This is a genomic window from Bacteroides sp. M10, from assembly GCF_014334015.1.
Lineage (GTDB): Bacteria > Bacteroidota > Bacteroidia > Bacteroidales > Bacteroidaceae > Bacteroides > Bacteroides intestinigallinarum.
This window is the reverse complement of the sequence record NZ_CP060488.1, coordinates 1,222,118-1,241,794: the sequence shown is the minus strand read 5'-3', so window position 1 is coordinate 1,241,794 and position 19,677 is coordinate 1,222,118. Positions and strand designations below refer to the sequence as shown.

19 protein-coding genes are annotated in these 19,677 nt (G+C 40.7%); 13 read left to right on the top strand and 6 right to left on the bottom strand.

All coding sequences use genetic code 11. The features are described from left to right. Positions 1 to 24 precede the first annotated feature (24 nt). Positions 25 to 627: an RNA polymerase sigma-70 factor gene (locus H8796_RS04720; protein ID WP_004324046.1), complete on the bottom strand. Its 603-nt coding sequence runs from the start codon at positions 625 to 627 to the stop codon at positions 25 to 27. A 44-nt stretch (positions 628 to 671) separates the two neighbouring features. Here H8796_RS04720 and H8796_RS04715 point away from each other — a divergent pair, with 44 nt between their 5' ends. Both H8796_RS04715 and H8796_RS04710 read left to right on the top strand, forming a co-directional pair. Next, complete coding sequence (locus H8796_RS04715) at positions 672 to 1,679, top strand: NAD(P)-dependent oxidoreductase (RefSeq protein ID WP_117932660.1); 1,008 nt, start codon at positions 672 to 674, stop codon at positions 1,677 to 1,679. Beyond that, on the top strand, positions 1,670 to 2,635 hold the full coding sequence (locus tag H8796_RS04710) for a phosphatase PAP2 family protein (protein ID WP_004324044.1): 966 nt from the start codon (positions 1,670 to 1,672) through the stop codon (positions 2,633 to 2,635). The genes H8796_RS04715 and H8796_RS04710 overlap by 10 nt, the downstream gene beginning before the upstream one ends. Positions 2,636 to 2,725: 90 nt before the next feature. Here H8796_RS04710 and dusB read toward each other — a convergent pair whose 3' ends face one another. Then, positions 2,726 to 3,721, bottom strand: a complete 996-nt coding sequence (gene dusB / locus H8796_RS04705) for a tRNA dihydrouridine synthase DusB (protein WP_117932662.1) — start codon at positions 3,719 to 3,721, stop codon at positions 2,726 to 2,728. Positions 3,722 to 3,845: 124 nt separating this feature from the next. Here dusB and H8796_RS04700 point away from each other — a divergent pair, with 124 nt between their 5' ends. From H8796_RS04700 to H8796_RS04655, 10 genes are all read left to right on the top strand, one after another. After that, on the top strand, positions 3,846 to 5,135 hold the full coding sequence (locus tag H8796_RS04700) for a peptidase U32 family protein (protein WP_117932664.1): 1,290 nt from the start codon (positions 3,846 to 3,848) through the stop codon (positions 5,133 to 5,135). Between the two features lie 33 nt (positions 5,136 to 5,168). Beyond that, positions 5,169 to 5,570: a thioesterase family protein gene (locus tag H8796_RS04695; RefSeq protein WP_117932666.1), complete on the top strand. Its 402-nt coding sequence runs from the start codon at positions 5,169 to 5,171 to the stop codon at positions 5,568 to 5,570. Beyond that, entirely contained in the window at positions 5,567 to 6,691 is a 1,125-nt protein-coding gene (dprA, locus tag H8796_RS04690) for a DNA-processing protein DprA (protein ID WP_187343942.1), read from the top strand. The genes H8796_RS04695 and dprA overlap by 4 nt, the downstream gene beginning before the upstream one ends. A gap of 619 nt (positions 6,692 to 7,310) precedes the next feature. Continuing rightward, positions 7,311 to 7,532: a DUF4248 domain-containing protein gene (locus tag H8796_RS04685; protein ID WP_004324036.1), complete on the top strand. Its 222-nt coding sequence runs from the start codon at positions 7,311 to 7,313 to the stop codon at positions 7,530 to 7,532. A gap of 494 nt (positions 7,533 to 8,026) precedes the next feature. After that, positions 8,027 to 8,419: a hypothetical protein gene (locus H8796_RS04680; protein WP_117512495.1), complete on the top strand. Its 393-nt coding sequence runs from the start codon at positions 8,027 to 8,029 to the stop codon at positions 8,417 to 8,419. Between the two features lie 232 nt (positions 8,420 to 8,651). Next, positions 8,652 to 10,427 (top strand): oxaloacetate decarboxylase, encoded by a 1,776-nt coding sequence (locus H8796_RS04675; RefSeq protein WP_032848608.1) that lies wholly within the window; start codon positions 8,652 to 8,654, stop codon positions 10,425 to 10,427. A gap of 395 nt (positions 10,428 to 10,822) precedes the next feature. Beyond that, positions 10,823 to 11,311, top strand: coding sequence for an HU family DNA-binding protein (locus tag H8796_RS04670; protein ID WP_117932668.1), 489 nt, complete (start codon positions 10,823 to 10,825; stop codon positions 11,309 to 11,311). 233 nt (positions 11,312 to 11,544) lie between these two features. Beyond that, on the top strand, positions 11,545 to 12,822 hold the full coding sequence (locus H8796_RS04665) for a DUF3575 domain-containing protein (protein ID WP_117971362.1): 1,278 nt from the start codon (positions 11,545 to 11,547) through the stop codon (positions 12,820 to 12,822). 9 nt (positions 12,823 to 12,831) lie between these two features. Beyond that, a complete protein-coding gene (locus H8796_RS04660; RefSeq protein WP_117932672.1) occupies positions 12,832 to 13,833 on the top strand; it encodes a DUF5119 domain-containing protein in 1,002 nt (333 codons plus the stop codon). 55 nt (positions 13,834 to 13,888) lie between these two features. Continuing rightward, a complete protein-coding gene (locus H8796_RS04655) occupies positions 13,889 to 14,887 on the top strand; it encodes a fimbrillin family protein (protein WP_117932674.1) in 999 nt (332 codons plus the stop codon). 704 nt (positions 14,888 to 15,591) lie between these two features. Here the strand turns inward: H8796_RS04655 and H8796_RS25590 are convergent. Further along, the gene (locus H8796_RS25590) at positions 15,592 to 15,729 is read right to left on the bottom strand and encodes a hypothetical protein (protein ID WP_366512999.1); all 138 of its coding nucleotides are present in this window, start codon (positions 15,727 to 15,729) and stop codon (positions 15,592 to 15,594) included. Between H8796_RS25590 and H8796_RS25585 the strand changes: the two genes are divergently transcribed. Beyond that, entirely contained in the window at positions 15,694 to 16,026 is a 333-nt protein-coding gene (locus H8796_RS25585; RefSeq protein WP_366513000.1) for an AraC family transcriptional regulator, read from the top strand. The genes H8796_RS25590 and H8796_RS25585 overlap by 36 nt on opposite strands. Positions 16,027 to 16,147: 121 nt before the next feature. Here H8796_RS25585 and H8796_RS04645 read toward each other — a convergent pair whose 3' ends face one another. From H8796_RS04645 to H8796_RS04635, 3 genes are read right to left on the bottom strand one after another with little or no spacing between them, the layout of a single operon-like run. Next, entirely contained in the window at positions 16,148 to 16,903 is a 756-nt protein-coding gene (locus tag H8796_RS04645; RefSeq protein WP_004324019.1) for a succinate dehydrogenase/fumarate reductase iron-sulfur subunit, read from the bottom strand. Between the two features lie 36 nt (positions 16,904 to 16,939). Then, positions 16,940 to 18,919, bottom strand: a complete 1,980-nt coding sequence (locus H8796_RS04640) for a fumarate reductase/succinate dehydrogenase flavoprotein subunit (protein ID WP_004324018.1) — start codon at positions 18,917 to 18,919, stop codon at positions 16,940 to 16,942. 37 nt (positions 18,920 to 18,956) lie between these two features. Further along, positions 18,957 to 19,661 carry a succinate dehydrogenase/fumarate reductase cytochrome b subunit gene (locus H8796_RS04635; protein ID WP_004324017.1) on the bottom strand — a complete coding sequence of 235 codons (705 nt, stop codon included), beginning with the start codon at positions 19,659 to 19,661 and terminating at the stop codon, positions 18,957 to 18,959. Positions 19,662 to 19,677 lie beyond the last annotated feature (16 nt).

Genomic DNA, 19,677 nt, shown 5'->3' with positions numbered 1-19,677 from the left:
AATCATAAAATAAAGACACCTGCTTTATGATTTTTTTGCACATTCTTCACGTATCACCTGTAATGCTTTCACAATATGCTTCCTGACTGCACTGACACTAATATTTAACTCCTCTGCCACTTCCTGATATTTCTTACGTTGAATATAGCATTCTTCAAGAATATGTTTGGTATGTGGAGTCAGTTTTTCCATAGCCTTGCTGATATGCATCATTCTTTCGTCCTGCTCCTGATACTCCGTCTCAACATAACTTTTGGTCAGTTCGGAATAGATTTGTACGTACTGTTCATGTGTGCTCTGATGTCGCAGAAAGTCAATACTTTTGTTGCGGACATAGACATATAGATAAGATTTAGCTGTGGCTTTATCTATTTTAGCATAATTGGCCCAAATAAATTCGAAGGCGTCGCTGACAATATCCTTACTAGCCTCCATATTATTAATCAAATGAAATGCGTAATAATAAAGTTGAGGATAGTACTCTTTAAAAAGAAAATCAAAATCGGCCTTATCTTCCACGTGCTTTAAAAGTGTTGAATAGTAAATAAATCGCGTTGCAAATAAACAAATAATAATTGAGAAAAGCAAAATGGCTTTTATTTTATATTTATCGTATCTTTGTGGCATCATATTTTTTGAATGAATATTCATGTAGAACTTGGGAAGTAATAATGGAGAGTGTTTTAATTACAGGTGCAAGTGGTTTTATAGGAAGTTTCATCGTGGAGGAAGCGTTGAAACGAAAGTTTGGTGTGTGGGCCGGAATTCGTCCCACGAGTAGCAAGAGGTATTTAAAGAACCGGAAAATTCACTTTCTGGAATTGGATTTTGCACATCCTAATGAGCTTCGTGCCCAACTCTCCGGGCATAAAGGTACTTACAGCAAATTTGATTATATCATTCATTGTGCCGGTGTGACAAAGTGTTCTGATAAGAAGACCTTTGATTATGTGAATTATCTTCAGACTAAATATTTTATAGACACGCTGAAAGAATTGAATATGGTTCCGAAGCAGTTTATATATATTAGTACGTTGAGCGTATTCGGACCTGTACGCGAGAAGGATTATACTCCGATAAGCGGAGAGGATGCTCCGATGCCTAATACGGCTTATGGATTAAGTAAATTGAAAGCGGAATTATATATTCAGAGTATTCCCGGTTTTCCTTATGTCATTTATCGTCCTACGGGAGTTTATGGTCCCCGTGAGTCAGACTATTTCCTGATGGCCAAGTCCATTCAGAAGCATGTTGACTTTTCGGTAGGTTTTCGACGCCAGGACTTGACTTTTGTTTATGTGAAGGACATTGTGCAGGCGATTTTTTTAGGAATGGAGAAAAAAGTGGTTCAAAAGGCGTATTTCTTGACAGATGGGAAAATCTATAAAAGTCGTGTCTTTTCGGATCTGATACAAAAAGAATTGGGTAATCCGTTTGTTCTTCACTTGAAATGTCCATTAATTGTGCTAAAAGTTATATCTTTGTTCGCTGAATTCATTGCTACACGTTCCGGGAGGAGCAGTACCCTGAATTCGGATAAATATAAGATAATGAAACAACGCAACTGGCAATGCGACATATCCCCGGTGATGAAAGAACTTGGGTATGTACCCGAATATGATTTGGAAAAGGGAGTTCGTGAAACCATTGCCTGGTATAAAAATGAAGGATGGCTTTAGACTTATTTAAGCGCGTAGAAACCCGGAAAGGGTTGTTTGCTGTGGAAAAGATTACACTGATTTATAATCTGTTGACTTCCATATTGATTCTGTTCCTGTTTCAGCGAATGGATCATCCATGGCACATGTTGCTGGATAGGGCTATGATCGCGGCGATGACTTTTTTGTTGATGTATCTTTATCGTCTTGCTCCCTGTAAGTTTTCAGCGTTTGTGCGCATTGTTATCCAGATGAGTCTATTGTCTTACTGGTATCCGGATACTTTCGAGTTCAATCGCTTCTTTCCGAATTTAGACCATGTATTTGCAACTGCCGAGGAGTTTATTTTCAATGGTCAGCCTGCTATCTGGTTTTGCCATACGTTTCCGCATCTTATTGTCAGCGAGGCATTTAATATGGGATATTTCTTTTATTATCCTATGATGCTGATTGTGGCGTTGTTTTATTTCATTTATAAGTTTGAGTGGTTCGAAAAGATGTCTTTTGTTCTCGTCACTTCCTTCTTTATCTATTATCTGATTTATATATTCGTTCCTGTCGCGGGACCTCAATTCTATTTCCCTGCTATCGGGATTGATAATGTATCTAAAGGTTTTTTTCCTGCTATCGGTGACTATTTCAATCATAATCAGGAATTACTTCCCGGACCGGGTTATCAGCATGGATTCTTTTATAGCTTAGTGGAAGGTTCGCAGCAGGTAGGCGAACGTCCTACGGCAGCATTCCCCAGTTCGCACGTCGGTATTTCTACTATTTTGATGATTATGGCATGGCGTGGCAGTAAGAAATTGTTTGCTTGTCTGATACCTTTCTATATGTTGCTTTGCGGGGCTACCGTATATATTCAGGCGCATTATGTGATTGATGCCATTGTAGGATTTTTCTCTGCATTCCTATTGTATGTAGTTGTGACCTGGATGTTTAAGAAGTGGTTTGCACAACCGATGTTTAAGTAGAAAATTGGAATATACTTCTGTATTTTGAAACAGGTAATCTCCATCCGCAGGAGTCAGAGTTTGCGGATGAAGATTATGATCTATGGTGGATTAAATTTCCGGATTCTCTTTACGTTGGGAAGTGATTTCTTCAAATATGCGGAAAAGTTCTTCCTTTGTTTCTGCCCGTAACATGGCAATACGTGTATTACGGAAATTAGGTATTCCTTTGAATAATGGACTGGCAGCCAAATGACGGCGTACGTGCAGAATACCTCTGCGCTCATCAAGTAGATTTACACTGTCGACCACTTCCTGGCGAAGCACTTCCATGCACCAGTCGAAACTTAGCGGTGGTAATTCTTCACCAGTCTCCAGATAGTGTTTCACCTCTTTGAATATCCATGGACGACCAAAGCTGGCACGACCAATCATGACAGCATCTACTCCATAACGGTCAAAACACTCTTTGCAGCGTTCGGGCGTCGTCACGTCACCATTACCGATGATAGGAATATGCATCCGTGGATTATTCTTCACTTCGCCTATTAATGTCCAGTCTGCTTCTCCGGTGTACATTTGTGCACGGGTGCGGCCATGTATAGTCAGTGCAGCAATGCCACAATCCTGTAGCTGTTCTGCTAGCTCTACAATTACTTTGTTGTTAGCATCCCATCCCAGGCGGGTCTTGACCGTTACGGGGATTTTCACCGCATCTACTACCGCACGGGTGATCTCCAGCATCTTAGGGATATTCTGCAACATACCCGCTCCTGCTCCTTTTCCGGCTACTCTTTTTACCGGGCATCCGAAATTGATATCCAGAATATCAGGTTGTGCCTGTTCCACAATCTTGGCAGCTTCCACCATCGTTTCCGTATCTTTCCCGTATATCTGGATGGCAACCGGACGTTCGGCATCACTGATACTTAGTTTCTGCGCAGTCTTGCTGACAGCACGAATCAGTGCATCGCTCGACACAAATTCGGTGTATACCATATCTGCTCCGAACCTCTTGCACATCAGGCGGAAAACCGGATCAGTGACATCCTCCATGGGAGCAAGTAAGATGGGATATTTACCCAGATCTATTTGGCCTATCTTCATATATGAATCTGATATTTACTGTTTATGATTGAAGTAACTTCTTGTTTTCGCTGCAAAAATACGGAAAAAAGCCTACCTTTGTACGCATTCATTTGCTTAACTGATACAAATAAGTATATATTCTATGAGTCTTAGTTTGAAAGATTTTGAAATAATGGCTCCTGTCGGTTCGCGCGAATCTCTTGCTGCGGCTATTCAGGCAGGTGCCGATTCTATCTATTTCGGTATAGAAAACCTGAACATGCGTGCCCGTTCGGCCAATACGTTTACGATTGATGATTTGCGGGAGATCGCCCATACGTGTGATGAACACGGAATGAAAAGTTATCTGACGGTCAACACGATTATCTATGATAAAGATATTCCTTTGATGCATACCATTGTCGATGCAGCCAAGGAAGCGGGAATTTCTGCTGTGATTGCAGCCGATGTGGCGGTGATGAATTATGCCCGTCAGATAGGGCAGGAGGTACACCTTTCCACTCAACTGAACATCTCCAATGCAGAGGCTTTGAAATTCTATGCACAATTTGCAGATGTGGTAGTATTGGCCCGTGAGTTGAATCTGGAGCAGGTAGCCGAAATTTATCGCCAGATTCAGGAAGAACATATTTGTGGTCCGAGCGGTGAACAGATTCGCATTGAAATGTTCTGTCACGGTGCGCTTTGTATGGCTGTATCGGGTAAATGTTACCTCTCTTTACATGAGATGAATCATTCTGCCAACCGTGGCGCTTGTATGCAGGTATGCCGCCGTTCCTATACTGTCCGTGACAAAGAGACGGATGTGGAACTGGATATTGATAACGAATATATCATGTCACCGAAAGATTTGAAGACCATCCACTTTATGAATAAGATGTTGGATGCCGGTGTGCGTGTATTCAAAATTGAAGGCCGTGCCCGGGGACCTGAATATGTGCGTACAGTGGTAGAATGTTACAAAGAGGCTATCAAGGCTTATCTGGAAGGTACATTTACCGACGAAAAGATTACAGCTTGGGACGAACGTCTGAAAACTGTATTCAACCGCGGCTTTTGGGATGGCTATTACTTGGGACAACGTTTAGGCGAATGGACCAGAAACTATGGCTCGGCAGCTACGGAACGTAAAATATATGTGGGTAAAGGTATCAAATACTTCTCTAACATCGGAGTTTCCGAATTCCTGGTAGAGGCTGCGGAAGTCAGCGTAGGCGATAAACTTCTCATTACCGGACCGACCACAGGTGCTCTATTCATGACTTTGGAAGAAGCCCGCGTTGACTTGGAATCCGTACAGACTGTGAAGAAAGGCCAGCACTTCTCCATGAAATCGGATAAGATACGCCCCAGTGACAAGCTGTATAAACTGGTATCAACCGAAGAACTGAAAAAGTTCAAAGGACTCGATATTGAGCAAAAAAGAGGCTAACTGCTATTTCTCAACTTTTAATTCTCAATTTAAATGAACTATATCTATGAATTGGAAATGAAGGTGCGTGATTACGAGTGCGACCTTCAAGGGATTGTTAATAATGCGAACTACCAGCATTATCTGGAACATACCCGCCATGAGTTTCTGACGTCGGTAGGCATCAGTTTTGCTGCACTTCACGAACAGGGAGTCGATCCGGTAGTGGCACGCATTAATATGGCATTCAAAACGCCGTTGAGAAGCGGAGACGAGTTTGTCTCTAAACTCTATATGAAGAAGGAAGGTATCAAATATGTATTCTATCAGGATATTTTCCGTAAGAGTGATCATAAAGTTGTAGTGAAATCCACTGTTGAAACGGTATGTGTGGTAAACGGACGTTTGAGTGACAGCGAATTATTCGATAGCGTCTTTGCCCCTTACCTGAAATGAGCAGTTCCGAGGAAGAACAGATTTATAGTATCGCCCTGACAATGGTGCCCGGTATCGGGCACATAGGGGCGAAACATCTGATAGACGGAATGAATAATGCTGTTGATGTCTTCCGTCTGCGTAAAGAAATACCGGAACGTATTCCTGAAGTGAGTCAACGGGTGGTAGACGCATTGGATTGTCCGCAAGCTGTGATTCGTGCTGAACAGGAATATGAATTTATCCGGAAGAACCGGATCTCCTGCCTGACTTTCCATGATGAGGCTTACCCTTCCCGTTTGCGGGAATGTGAAGATGCTCCTATCGTCCTTTTCTTTAAAGGAAATACCGATTTGAATTCCCTGCATATCATAAATATGGTAGGCACCCGTAATGCCACTGATTATGGTACCCGGATTTGCGCCTCTTTCTTGCGCGATCTGAAAACACTTTGTCCTGATGTGTTGGTGGTCAGCGGACTTGCTTATGGAATCGATATCCATGCACATCGTGAAGCGCTGGTCAATGACCTGCCTACGGTAGGTGTTCTTGCTCACGGTCTGGATCGCATTTATCCTTATGTCCATCGAAAAACAGCCATTGATATGCTCGAAAAAGGAGGACTATTGACCGAATTTCTGTCCGGTACGAATCCCGACAAACATAATTTCGTCAGTCGTAACCGCATTGTCGCAGGTATGTGTGATGCTACGGTTGTCATTGAATCGGCAGAAAAAGGAGGCTCATTAATCACTGCTGAACTTGCTGAAAGCTATCATCGCGATTGTTTTGCTTTTCCTGGCCGGATAAATGATGAATATTCAAAGGGGTGTAATCGGTTGATTAGAGATAATACGGCTTCCTTACTATTATCGGCTGAAGATCTTGTACAGGCAATGGGATGGAATATACCGGCAACTTCTTCCGAGAAAGTAAATGTGCAACGTAGTCTTTTTCTCGACTTGTCCGAAGAAGAACAGAAGATTGTCTCTATCCTGGAGAAACAGGGGAATTTACAGATTAATTCTCTGGTAGTAGAAGCAGATATTTCCGTACATAAGATAAATGCAATTCTTTTTGAACTGGAAATGAAAGGGGTAGTTCGTGTATTGGCAGGAGGAATGTATCAGTTATTGAATTAACTCGTATAAGCTAACCTCATATATGGATATAAAAAAAGGAGCAACGCCTTGCTCCAACCTTTGTTAACCTTAAATCTAATACTATGAAAAAAATCACATGACAAATGTATGTCTTTGCAAACTAACCTCCAAATAATTCTGTTGTATTTGTTTCTCTTTTAAATTCTTTCACTGATTTTCACTGTTATCGTACACGATGCACTCTTAATGGCTAAAGTAGAATGCTTTTGGGGTAAGTAATGGGGAGGAAAGTAAGTCTTCCTGAATACTATTGCAGCTTCTAGGAAAATTAGAAAATAAGGTCTGAATATAAGTGTTTTCTTGGTTTAAAAGGAACGCCCCGTTGGTTTAAAACCAAGGCATCGTTCCTTTAAAACCAATGGGGTGTTCCTTTTAAAGGAAAGATATTGCTTTATTTTAAGTGCTTTGCAATAATTTTAATGTCAAATATTGAAAAAATAAAATGACGGCTTAATTAATTGAAAATCAGCTTTGTATGGATAAATGATCCTTTATATTAACGGCAAAAACCCAAAAGACTTGACAAACGCTTTTTGATGTTGTATATTTGTATAACGAAAGAAACAATGAAACGACAAATTAAAACTTTAAAAACGAAATGAGACGAATCTTATCTTTTGCTGTATTAGCTGCATTGTACTTCCCCGGATGTACGACCAGTAAAAATGCAGTGCGTTGTCTAAGCCGATGGATTAAAGACTGTAACCCGTTGACCAAAGAACTTGTACCGACCGGTTATATGCCGTATAATCATCGTTATCTGACGATGAAACAGTATAAGATTATAACAAAACATCTAGGAGATCCTTATGAGGATTAGGGTATAGACGACCCGATAAAAAGCTTGAGGCTGCAACCTTTTATAGGATTTGCAGCCTTTTCTGTTGCATAAATTCAATGTATCCCCTTCTGAAAGCTACATTCGGGTTTTTAATAAACTTGGATACCGTTTCTAATAAACTCCTTGAGAATTTATTAGAAACTCAAAAGTCGTTTATACAGAAAAGATAAACTTTTTTCGGTGTACTGAAATGAGAAATATACGAAATCTTTGTGTGTTTGGTTAATAATCACTACATTATTAAAGACAGTCTCATTTCATCTTTATTTGTGTAACCTTGAATGGGTAGATGTTTCTTCTTGTAATTCTTTATTTTAATTGAAACTTATCATACAATCATATATGATTGTGAGTATATGAATGTGAATATGTTACTTTGGAGAATAAATTATGTCTGGCAAATCAAGAATCTTAAATGAGAGAGATCAGTCATAAAATATTTAGCAAAGTAATAACAATAAAAAAATGATGAAATGGATACTCTTAAATTGCATTCACACTTTGAAAATTTGCTGTATGTGGGAAGAAGCGTGCTCACTAATACAAGTAGCCGCATTCAAAGATTGTTTTTTAAAAAAGAGATGTGTATATATGAATACTTGTTTAAAGAGGAAGCAAGTAAAGGCATTGAGGTTGTAGTGGACAATGCTGTCTTAGTTTGTGTTTTTGAAAATGATATCTGTAATAAATCTATTCTTTATCTTAATGACTCCACTAATATAACATTTTATATTAATTATTGCAATAGTAATTTTGAATATGATAAACTCCGTGATAGATGGATTATGCCTGATGGTTATCTTATCCTTTTTATACCGAATGATGACTTTGAAAAGCGATTTGCATTCGTGCAAACCTTAGTATGAATAAACTTCGTGAAGCCTTTGGATTCTTAAGGGGATATCTCTGAACATTAGACAATTTGATTTGTTATTTATACTGTTAAGACGTATGCGGAAATAGTTTGCTTTCATTATGATGTAAAACATCTCTATTTACCCATTTTTTAAAGATTATTTTTGACTATATGTCAAAACAAACCTTTATATTTGTATATGTGAAGTTAACCAAAGAAAAAATCACTTATTATTGGCTATGATGAAAAAGGAAATCAAATTCAGTCTTGTTTATCGGGATATGTGGCAATCTTCCGGTAAGTATCAACCTCGGGTTGACCAGCTTGTGCGTATAGCTCCATTGATTGTTGAGATGGGCTGTTTTACAAGAGTTGAAACGAATGGAGGTGCTTTTGAGCAAGTGAATCTATTGTACGGCGAAAATCCTAATAAAGCCGTCCGTGCTTTTACCGCACCTTTTAGAGAAGCGGGCATTCAAACGCATATGCTCGATCGTGGTTTGAATGCATTGCGTATGTATCCGGTTCCGGCAGATGTGCGTAAATTGATGTATAAAGTCAAGCATGCACAAGGGGTGGATATCACCCGTATCTTCTGTGGACTGAATGAGACGAGAAACATAATTCCCTCCATTAAATATGCTCTGGAAGCGGGTATGATTCCGCAGGCGACTCTTTGCATCACATATTCTCCGGTGCATACCGTTGAGTATTATGCCCGAATTGCCGATCAACTGATTGAGGCCGGTGCACCTGAAATATGTTTGAAAGATATGGCAGGTATCGGTCGCCCGGGTATGTTGGGGCAATTGGTCAGGACTATCAAGGAAAAACATCCGGATGTATTGATACAATATCATGGTCATAGCGGACCGGGATTGTCTATGGCATCTATCCTCGAGGTTTGCGAGAATGGTGCGGATATTATTGATGTGGCTATGGAGCCCATGTCTTGGGGTAAAGTGCATCCGGACGTGATCTCGGTACAGGCAATGTTGAAAGATTTAGGTTTTCAGGTTCCTGATATCAATATGAAAGCATATATGAAGGCCCGTGCGATGACGCAGGAATTCATAGATGACTTTCTGGGTTACTTCATGGATCCTACCAACAAATATATGTCTTCGCTTTTATTGAAATGTGGTTTGCCTGGTGGCATGATGGGTTCTATGATGGCAGATTTGAAAGGGGTACATTCCGGTATCAATATGATATTACGGAGTAAGAACGAACCTGAACTTAGTCTTGACGATTTGCTGGTAATGCTTTTCGACGAAGTGGAATATGTGTGGCCTAAGTTGGGTTATCCTCCTTTGGTGACTCCTTTCAGTCAGTATGTGAAGAATGTTGCATTGATGAATCTTATGCAATTGGTAAAAGGGGAAGAGCGCTGGACAATGATAGACAACCATACCTGGGATATGATTCTGGGTAAGAGTGGACGGCTGCCGGGTACGCTTGCTCCGGAGATTATAGAATTAGCGAAGTCTAAAGGATATGAGTTTGTCGATACTGATCCGCAGTTGAATTATCCGGATGCTTTGGATGATTATCGCAAGGAAATGGATGAGAATGGCTGGGAGTATGGAGAGGATGACGAAGAACTTTTTGAACTGGCTATGCACGATCGTCAGTATCGCGATTATAAATCCGGTGTTGCCAAGAAACGTTTTGAGGATGAATTACAACATGCTAAGGATGCATCCATGGCAAAGAGTGGTTATTCCGAGGAAGATATAAAGAAATTGAAACGTGCCAAGGCAGATCCGGTTATTGCTCCCGACAACGGGCAGGTACTTTGGGAAGTTTCCGTAGAGGGACCATCCATTGCGCCATTCATCGGACGTAAATATCAGCATGACGAAGTCTTTTGCTACCTTTCTACTCCATGGGGAGAGTATGAAAAGATTCTGACCGGATTTACCGGACGTGTGGTGGAAATATGTGCACAACAAGGCGCTACCGTACGTAAGGGAGATGTTATCGGTTATATTCTGCGGAGCGATATCTTTGCGTGAGATTTCTATGAGAGTTAGACTATAGGTTACTTTATAAAAAGGTCAGGCTGCAATCTGTGATGAGGTTGCAGCCTTCTTTGTTTGTAGACATTCAATGTAAAAGTTACAGGAAGGCTTTTAGCTGTTAGAATTTCAATGGCTATCCATTGATAAGTTAGAGTGTTGAACATGGAAAATACGCATTTTATGAAAAAAATAATTCTTTGATATATCCTGTTGATAACTAGCAATATTCTCTTCCGATAATAATTGATTCGAAACGATGAAAGGAGACATAAAGGAGACAAAAGGGGACCGGACGTTTTACGGTTGATATACCTTTGCAGAGTCATTCAAACAAAGAGAATGACAAACAGATAACCTTTATTTTTTTAACCAATTAAACTTTAACAATTATGGGTTTAGAGTACGTAGTAACAAAAAGAGTGTTCGGTTTTGACAAGGACAAAAACGAAAAGTATGTGGCAAAATCGGTTCGTTCCGGTAAGGTGAATTTTGCAAAGATGTGTCGGAAAGTAAGTGAGCTTTGTGGTGTCCATCGTAAGGTGGTAGATTTGGTCGTCAGTGGTCTGGTGGATAAGATGGCGGAGGATATTGATGATGGAAAGAGCGTGCAGATGGGTGAGTTTGGTATCTTCACTCCTACTATCCGTGCTAAGAGTACGGATGACGAAAAGGAGGTCTCATCCAAGTCGATCGTTCAGAGAAAGATCTTATTCTATCCGGGAAAAATCTTCAAAAATACGCTGGAAGATATGAGTATTACCCGCCGTGCGGAAATTGAAACGGATTATACAGACGGAAGTAGTAATGGGGGGAATAATGGGGGTAACCCTGATTCGGGCGATGATGGCAACGGGGAAGCACCGGACCCGGCTGCATAATTGGACTGGGCTTTGCATGAAAGCAAGCTTTTAATTAGTGAATGCACAGAGAATCGATCGATAGATTGGTAATCTGTGCATTCTTTTTATATGATTTTCTGCCTTTTATACTCCTCAAACTTGCAAAATCGTTTCAATCGTTTCACAGAACCTTTCAGGGTCTGTGTTTTCTTCTGAAAGTATGATTTGATTTGTTTTCTAACTTCTATATTTGTCAACAGAAACGAACGACAATGAAACATGGCATCTATATATTGGCTATTCTTATGGTTTTATTAAGCCTTTCAGAAAGTGGGTATGCTTCGGTGCCATTTTTTACTGTTGCAAATGATACAATCCGACGGGTGGTGATATATTTCGATGCGAATGAAACGAATGTGAATCCTTGTTATATGGTTAATAAAGAGGCAATTATAACATTGGATTCCTTGTTGTCCGGAAATTCGGATACGAAATATATAACAGCGATCAATGTAGTGAGTTTTGTTTCTCCTGATGGTGACGAGTCTTATAATAAAAGTTTGGTTACTAAGAGAAATAACTCGATAAAGGAATTCTTGAGGCGATATGAATTAGTTAATAATGTTGATAAGATTCATTTCTGTTCAAAGGGAGAGGATTGGTTGGAGTTTCGTAGGTTGGTGGCATCTGACACCAACTTACCCGACCGGGAAGAAGTGCTGATGTTGATTGACTATCATAAGGATGATATCGCCAAAAGAAAGCAACTGTTGCGTAAGCTAAATCGGGGAGCCGCCTACCGATATATGGTTCGTAATGTATTTCCGGAATTGAGGCGGTCTGTTATAACGATTGTCGGGGAAACTACGATAATAGATAGAGAGGCTTTTGAACCGGTATCTTCTGTCTCCGGGTTGTTTGTTTCGAATCAGGAAGAGGCGCTTCCGAAGAATCAACCTGATAAGCCTGTGGGAGAAAGTGAAGAAAAACAGACCTGTGAGGTCGATATGTCGGAGGCAGAAGAGCCGGTGAAAAGCAAAACAGTGCTTGCAGTAAAGAACAATCTATTATATGATTTGGCATTGGCACCGAATATAGAAATAGAAATTCCGATAGGTAAGAGGTGGTCTTTGAATACTGAATATAAATGTCCGTGGTGGTTGAATAGTAAACACGATTTTTGCTATCAGCTCCTTTTTGGAGGCATGGAAGGACGTTTTTGGCTGGGAAACCGGCAGAAGCGCGACCGATTGACCGGACATTTTATTGGACTTTATGCTGAAGGTGGGATATACGATTTCCAGTTACGTGGAGATGGTTATCAGGGTAAGTACTATGGAGCTGCTGGAGTGACTTATGGATATGCAAAGCAATTAGTGCGGCACTTCTCCCTTGAATTCAGTCTTGGCATAGGGTATTTGACAACAGAATATAAGAAATATACTCCTTATGAGGGGGATATTGTATGGACAAATAGTGGGCGTTATAACTTTATTGGTCCTACCAAAGCAAAAGTTTCTTTGGTATGGTTGATAACAACAAAGAGATAGGAGGGCGTTATGCGAAATGCAAGATTCATGCTTCTTGTGCTTCTGTCCTCGCTGCTGGTGCTAAACGGGTGTAGCCGTCGCGATATATTGGATGATTATCCTGTAAGTGGGGTAGAAATTTCATTAAACTGGGATGGAGTAACAGATAAATTACCAGAAGGTATCCGGGTTATATTTTATCCGAAAGATGGTGAGGGTAAAAAAGTGGACAGGTACCTTTCGGTACGAGGTGGAGAAATGAAAGTTCCTCCGGGACGATATTCGGTTGTAGCTTACAACTATAATACGGAGTCCATACGTATCCGAGGAGAAGAGTCCTATGAAACGATAGAAGCTTATACAGGAAACTGCAATGGTTTAGGGATTACAGGAACGGAAAAGATGGTTTGGTCACCGGACTCACTGTATGTGCTGAATATTGATGAACTGAAAATAGATAAGAGTGAAGAGGTGCTTTCTTTGGATTGGAAACTGGAATCGGTAGTGAAGAAGTATTCTTTTGCGGTAGAGGTCAAAGGTTTGGAGTACGTAACAGCAATCGTAGGGTGTATTAACGGACTATCTGATTGTTACCACATTGGTAAAGGTTATGGAGCATCTTCCTCGCAGCCTATCTATTTTGAGGTAAAGAAAGATGGTAATAAGGTAGTGGCGTATTTCACAGCTTTCAAGCAGGCAAAGGAAATGTCAGTCCCGACACGAATATCAGAATCAAGGAGCGCAATTTCCCGTGGTGTAGGCGATATAAAGTTGATCTTGAGATTTATCAAAACGGATAATACGGTGCAAGAAGCAGCAATTGATGTTACTGAAATAATAGAGACACTTGAAGATGCTGGAATTGGAGATGATGGAAAACAGGAACCTCCACCGGAGATTGAGTTACCACCTGATGATAAGATTGAGGTTGATAAGCCAGAGTTACCGCCGAATCCTGATGGGGGTGGAGGAATGGATGGCAATGTTGATGGGTGGGGACCGGAAGATAATGTTGAATTACCTGTGATTTAAAATAGATGTTATAAACAAAATAGAACAATATTATAAACTTTTAAAAAATACAGTTATGAAGAAAATTTTATTGGCAGTAACAGCTGCTTTAGCAATTATGAGTTGCTCACAAAATGAGGAATTTGAGGCGCCGAATCAACAAACAAAGATTGATTTTACTTCAGTAGTAAGGAAAGCTACAAGAGCTACAGATACAAATAGTAATAACTTTTTAGGGTTCACTGTAAGTTCTTATATTACAGATGGTGACTATAAAGGAACAGATGCTTTAGGAGCTGCATACATGGATGGAATCTCATATACGAAAGATAATGCTGCTGCACCTTGGACTACTACCGATAAAGGAACGTATTATTGGCCATCAATAAGTTCAGGAAAAAAAGTACAATTCTTTGCATACCCAACGACAGATCCTACGTCCTATTCTCTTCCTGACGCTGGCTACCCTACAATATCTTTCACTGTTGATGGCACTCCTGCGGATCAAAAAGATTTGGTCGTTGCACATGCAACTAATGTTACTTCAGAGTCGAGTAAAGTTGCTGATGGTACACTGACCCTAGATTTTAAACATGTTCTAACCCGTATAAATTTTGCGTTTATTCCTGATGATCCTTTGCTTACTTATGCAGTGACTGCTGTTAGTATAGCTGATGTTAAAGGTGGAACAGGTAAATATAGTTTTAATGCAGATAATGGTGAATGGAATTTGGCTGCTGCTGCTACTTCATCATATAGTTATGCTGTTAAACAATCAGCAGATAAGGTTGAAAATAAGAATTATTATTCTTTGGCTGATACTAATGCATCTTGGATGCTATTTCCTCAAGAAGTAAATGGTAAGGTTATATCAATAACATATTCAACGAAACAGGGTGCGATGGAAGTCTTTTCAGGAACTAAAAAAGTAACTCTTCCTAGTGATGCCAAATGGACAGTTGGTCAAAATGTGCTATATGTATTAACATTACCTGCCGGTGCTGCTAAAGTTGGGCTTAATACAGAGGTTAGCGAATGGAATACTGCAGACGAAAAAGAGGAGACTGCTAAATGATAAAATAGGCACTGTCCATGATTTAGCATAAATGAGAATTATTTCTAGGTTAAGCATATTTTAAATCCTAGCTCTTCTTTTCGAGGAGCTAGGGTTTCTTTATTAACACAGAACTTTGTATGAGATCTTGTGAGGTTATTTATCTTTTATATGGAGATTTAGTTCAGTTTTCAAAACTAGATATGTTTTAGATTCTTCGTGCAACTTCTTTTTCACTTTTCTTCCCTTTTTTTATGGCAATATGAAATCTTTCATATATTTTTGTTGGCAGCATAAACAAATACAAACACAGCCAGCTTATGCCATCTATTTGTCAAGGAACTTGGGATTGTCAAATATGTCCGAAAGCAGTGAGCAATGCTATTACTCATGTTATTTATCAGCGTGGTTTTCATAAACCAGCTCAGAGGTGTGAGGAAAATTTTATTCTTTTCTTGATTAAAGGAGAAATGCTGGTTAATAGTAAGGAATATGCCGGTACCATGCTCAAAGAAGGTGAATTTATACTTCAAGCTATTGATTCTACATTTGAGATGCTTGCTATGCTCGAATGTGAGTGCATCTATTACCGTTTTATTCAACCGGAATTGTTTTGTGATTCTCGTTTCAATCATATAATGAAAGATGTATCACCTCCACTTATCTATTCCCCAATAAAGATAGTTCCTGAACTACAATATTTTTTGCAGGGTTCCATCACTTATTTAAAAGGAAATAAAGTCTGCCGGGATTTGTTGTCTCTCAAGCGGAAAGAGTTGGCATTTGTGTTGGGGTATTATTATTCTGATTATGACCTCTCGAGTCTGGTGCATCCGCTCTCTAAGTACATCAATAGTTTCCACTACTTTGTTATCCAAAACTATAAGAAAGTAAAGACTGTAGAAGAACTAGCCCAATTAGGAGGATATACCCTTAGCACATTCCGTCGTATTTTCAATAATGTCTTTCATGAACCAGTTTATGAATGGATGCTGGCACGCCGTAAAGAGGGTATTCTCGATGACTTGAATAATTCTGCTTATAGTATTTCCGAGATATGCTATAAATATGGTTTTGAGTCCTTACCTCATTTCTCTAATTTCTGTAAGAAATCTTTTGGCGCTTCTCCACGTAATTTGCGTGGACAAAACCGTTCATGATAACTGATTATTAATAATAATCATGATCCATTCATATATAAAGAAATCCCCTGTCGGACTAGCCGGCAGGGGATTCTGTCATTAATCAAATTAAGCTCTCGCTCTCGAAATCTAGCAATTTCTAGTCTTTTAATTTTGCGATGATGAAGTCACGGTTCAAGCGGGCGATGTTGCTGATAGAGATGTTCTTCGGACATTCAGCCTCACAAGCACGAGTGTTTGTACAGTTACCGAATCCCAGTTCATCCATCTTTGACAACATGGCTTTTGCACGACGCAAAGCTTCCGGTTTACCTTGCGGCAGCAAGTTCAACTGGCTAACTTTTGCAGAAACGAACAACATAGCAGAACCATTCTTACATGCAGCTACACAAGCACCACAACCGATACAAGAAGCAGCATCCATAGCTTCGTCAGCGATAGGCTTCGGAATCAGGATAGCGTTAGCATCCTGCGGAGCACCTGTACGTACGCTCACGTAACCACCAGCTTGCATAATCTTGTCATAAGCAGTACGGTCTACCATCAAGTCTTTGATTACAGGGAAACCGGCCGAACGCCAAGGTTCAACAGTAATCGTATCACCATCCTGGAAACGACGCATATAGATCTGACAAGTAGTAGCACCTGTTGCAGGACCGTGCGGGTGTCCATTGATGTAAAGAGAACACATACCGCAGATACCTTCGCGGCAATCGTGGTCGAATACTACCGGTTCTTTTCTTTCGCTGATGAGCTGTTCGTTCAGAATATCCAGCATTTCGAGGAAGGAAGTATCGCCGGGGATATCTTTCATTTGGTAGGTTTCAAAAGCACCTTTAGCCTTCGGACCAGCTTGGCGCCATACCTTCAGTGTAAATGATATATTTTTATCCATTTTCTTCTAATTCTTTTAAATGTTTAACTTCACCGATTAGCTCTTGTAGTTACGGGTTTGAACCTTGATAGCTTCGTATACCAGGGGTTCTTTGTACAACACCGGAGCTTTTTCATCGTCACCTTGATATTCCCAGCATGCTACATAGAAGAAGTTTTCGTCATCACGTTTAGCTTCTCCTTCTTCAGTCTGGTATTCTTCACGGAAGTGACCACCACAACTTTCGTTACGGTTCAATGCATCGTAAGCAACAAGCTCACCCATTGTGATGAAGTCGTACAGACGGATTGCTTTGTCAAGCTCTACGTTCATACCTTCTTTAGAACCGGGGATAAACAGATTCGTTTCGAATTCCTTGCGGATTTCTTTCAGTTCGGCAATACCTTTCTTCAAGCCTTCTGCCGTACGTCCCATACCTACATATTCCCACATAACATGACCCAGTTTCTTGTGGATAGAATCAACAGATTCTTTACCCTGGATGCTCATGAACTTGTCGATCTTAGCTTGAACTGCCTTTTCTGCTTCAGCAAATTCAGGAAGATCAGTAGAGAAACGAGGAACAGTGATTTGATCTGCCAGATAATTTTGGATTGTATAAGGCAATACGAAGTAACCGTCAGCCAAACCTTGCATCAATGCAGAAGCACCGAGGCGGTTTGCACCGTGGTCGGAGAAGTTACATTCACCGATAGCGAACAGACCCTTGATAGTGGTTTGCAGTTCGTAGTCTACCCAGATACCACCCATTGTATAGTGGATAGCCGGATAAATCATCATCGGATTATAATATTTTACGCCATTAATTTCTTTTGCCAGTTCTCCCGGATTAACGTCAGTGATTTCTTCATACATATCGAAGAGGTTACCATAACGTTGGAGAACGATGTCGATACCCAAGCGGTTGATAGCTTCAGAGAAATCAAGGAATACGGCTAAACCAGTGTTGTTTACACCGAAACCTGCGTCGCAACGTTCTTTAGCAGCACGGCTGGCAACGTCACGCGGAACCAGGTTACCGAATGCCGGATAGCGGCGTTCCAAGTAATAGTCGCGGTCTTCTTCAGGAATATCACTTCCTTTGATTTCGCCTTTCTGAAGTTTCACAGCATCTTCTTTTTTCTTCGGAACCCAGATGCGACCGTCGTTACGGAGAGATTCAGACATCAAAGTCAGTTTGGATTGCTTGTCACCGTGTACCGGGATACAGGTCGGGTGAATCTGAACGTAAGCAGGGTTAGCGAATACAGCACCCTTGCGGTAGCAAGAGATAGCAGCTGTACAGTTACATCCCATAGCGTTGGTAGACAGGAAGTAAGCATTACCATAACCACCGGTAGCGATAACTACAGCGTGAGCGGCAAAGCGTTCCAGTTCACCTGTTACAAGATTTTTAGCGATGATACCGCGAGCACGTCCGTCAACGATCACCACGTCTTGCATTTCATAACGAGTGTACAGTTTTACAGTACCTACGTTTACCTGACGGCTCAATGCAGAGTAAGCACCCAGCAACAACTGCTGACCAGTCTGGCCTTTAGCGTAGAAAGTACGGGATACCTGTGCACCACCGAAAGAACGGTTGTCCAGTGTACCACCATATTCGCGAGCGAAAGGAACACCTTGTGCTACACATTGGTCGATGATAGCGTTAGACACTTCAGCCAGACGATATACGTTAGCTTCACGGGCACGATAGTCACCACCTTTTACAGTATCGTAGAACAGACGGTAAACGGAGTCACCGTCATTTTGATAATTCTTTGCAGCATTGATACCACCCTGTGCAGCGATAGAGTGTGCACGACGGGGAGAATCCTGAATACAGAAATTGAATACTCTGAAACCCATTTCACCAAGTGAAGCAGCGGCAGAAGCACCTGCCAGACCCGTACCCACAACGATGATGTCCAAACGGCGTTTATTAGCGGGGTTCACCAATTTCTGGTGAGCTTTATAGTTGGTCCATTTCTCAGCCACCGGGCCTTCTGGAATTTTTGAATCTATCTTGATCATAATATTATTTACAATTTAATCATTTACAATTTACTATTTAGCAAGCACCACCACAAATAAGTGTTTTCACAAAGAATACCACTACTACCAGTGCGAAACCGAGTACAACGATTGTAGAATAGATGTTAGAAATACATTTCCAACGATCAATCCATACTTTGTTGTTCCATCCCAGTGATTGCATTGAACTCCAGAAACCGTGAGTCAGGTGGAACCACAAAGCAAACAGCCAAACAAGGTAAAGAACTACGTAAACCGGACAAGAGAAAGTCTGCTGAATGTGATATGCACCGTTAGCAGCATAAGCCAATGTCAATGTATCAGCGTGCATGCCCATGTTGTGCATCAGTTCCGGCAACTGCATTTTTGCCCAGAAGTTGAAGAGGTGCAAACCAAGACCTACGATAACGATAAGACCCAGCACCAACATGTTTTGAGATGCCCATTCTACAGTTTTCGGTTTGTCTGTCACTGCATAGCGTTCGCTACCACGCGCTTTGCGATTCTGCATTGTCAGCCAGAATGCGTAGATAATGTGAATTACGAAAAGAGCAGCCAGTCCTGCGGTAGCCACTAATGCATACCAGTTTGCTCCCAGGAACTCACAAATCATGTTGTAACCATCAGCCGAGATGATCGCAACCAAGTTCATCGCCATGTGAAATGTTAGAAACAGGACAAGGGCGATACCGGTAACGCTCATCACCACTTTCCTTCCTACAGATGAATTACTTAACCACATAAATGATTGAATTTAA

Coding starts and splice junctions, on each gene's coding strand:
- H8796_RS04720 (WP_004324046.1), bottom strand. CDS start 627: ATGCCACAAAGATACGATAAATATAAAATAAAAGCCATTTTGCTTTTC.
- H8796_RS04715 (WP_117932660.1), top strand. CDS start 672: ATGGAGAGTGTTTTAATTACAGGTGCAAGTGGTTTTATAGGAAGTTTC.
- H8796_RS04710 (WP_004324044.1), top strand. CDS start 1,670: ATGGCTTTAGACTTATTTAAGCGCGTAGAAACCCGGAAAGGGTTGTTT.
- dusB (WP_117932662.1), bottom strand. CDS start 3,721: ATGAAGATAGGCCAAATAGATCTGGGTAAATATCCCATCTTACTTGCT.
- H8796_RS04700 (WP_117932664.1), top strand. CDS start 3,846: ATGAGTCTTAGTTTGAAAGATTTTGAAATAATGGCTCCTGTCGGTTCG.
- H8796_RS04695 (WP_117932666.1), top strand. CDS start 5,169: ATGAACTATATCTATGAATTGGAAATGAAGGTGCGTGATTACGAGTGC.
- dprA (WP_187343942.1), top strand. CDS start 5,567: ATGAGCAGTTCCGAGGAAGAACAGATTTATAGTATCGCCCTGACAATG.
- H8796_RS04685 (WP_004324036.1), top strand. CDS start 7,311: ATGAGACGAATCTTATCTTTTGCTGTATTAGCTGCATTGTACTTCCCC.
- H8796_RS04680 (WP_117512495.1), top strand. CDS start 8,027: ATGGATACTCTTAAATTGCATTCACACTTTGAAAATTTGCTGTATGTG.
- H8796_RS04675 (WP_032848608.1), top strand. CDS start 8,652: ATGAAAAAGGAAATCAAATTCAGTCTTGTTTATCGGGATATGTGGCAA.
- H8796_RS04670 (WP_117932668.1), top strand. CDS start 10,823: ATGGGTTTAGAGTACGTAGTAACAAAAAGAGTGTTCGGTTTTGACAAG.
- H8796_RS04665 (WP_117971362.1), top strand. CDS start 11,545: ATGAAACATGGCATCTATATATTGGCTATTCTTATGGTTTTATTAAGC.
- H8796_RS04660 (WP_117932672.1), top strand. CDS start 12,832: ATGCGAAATGCAAGATTCATGCTTCTTGTGCTTCTGTCCTCGCTGCTG.
- H8796_RS04655 (WP_117932674.1), top strand. CDS start 13,889: ATGAAGAAAATTTTATTGGCAGTAACAGCTGCTTTAGCAATTATGAGT.
- H8796_RS04645 (WP_004324019.1), bottom strand. CDS start 16,903: ATGGATAAAAATATATCATTTACACTGAAGGTATGGCGCCAAGCTGGT.
- H8796_RS04640 (WP_004324018.1), bottom strand. CDS start 18,919: ATGATCAAGATAGATTCAAAAATTCCAGAAGGCCCGGTGGCTGAGAAA.
- H8796_RS04635 (WP_004324017.1), bottom strand. CDS start 19,661: ATGTGGTTAAGTAATTCATCTGTAGGAAGGAAAGTGGTGATGAGCGTT.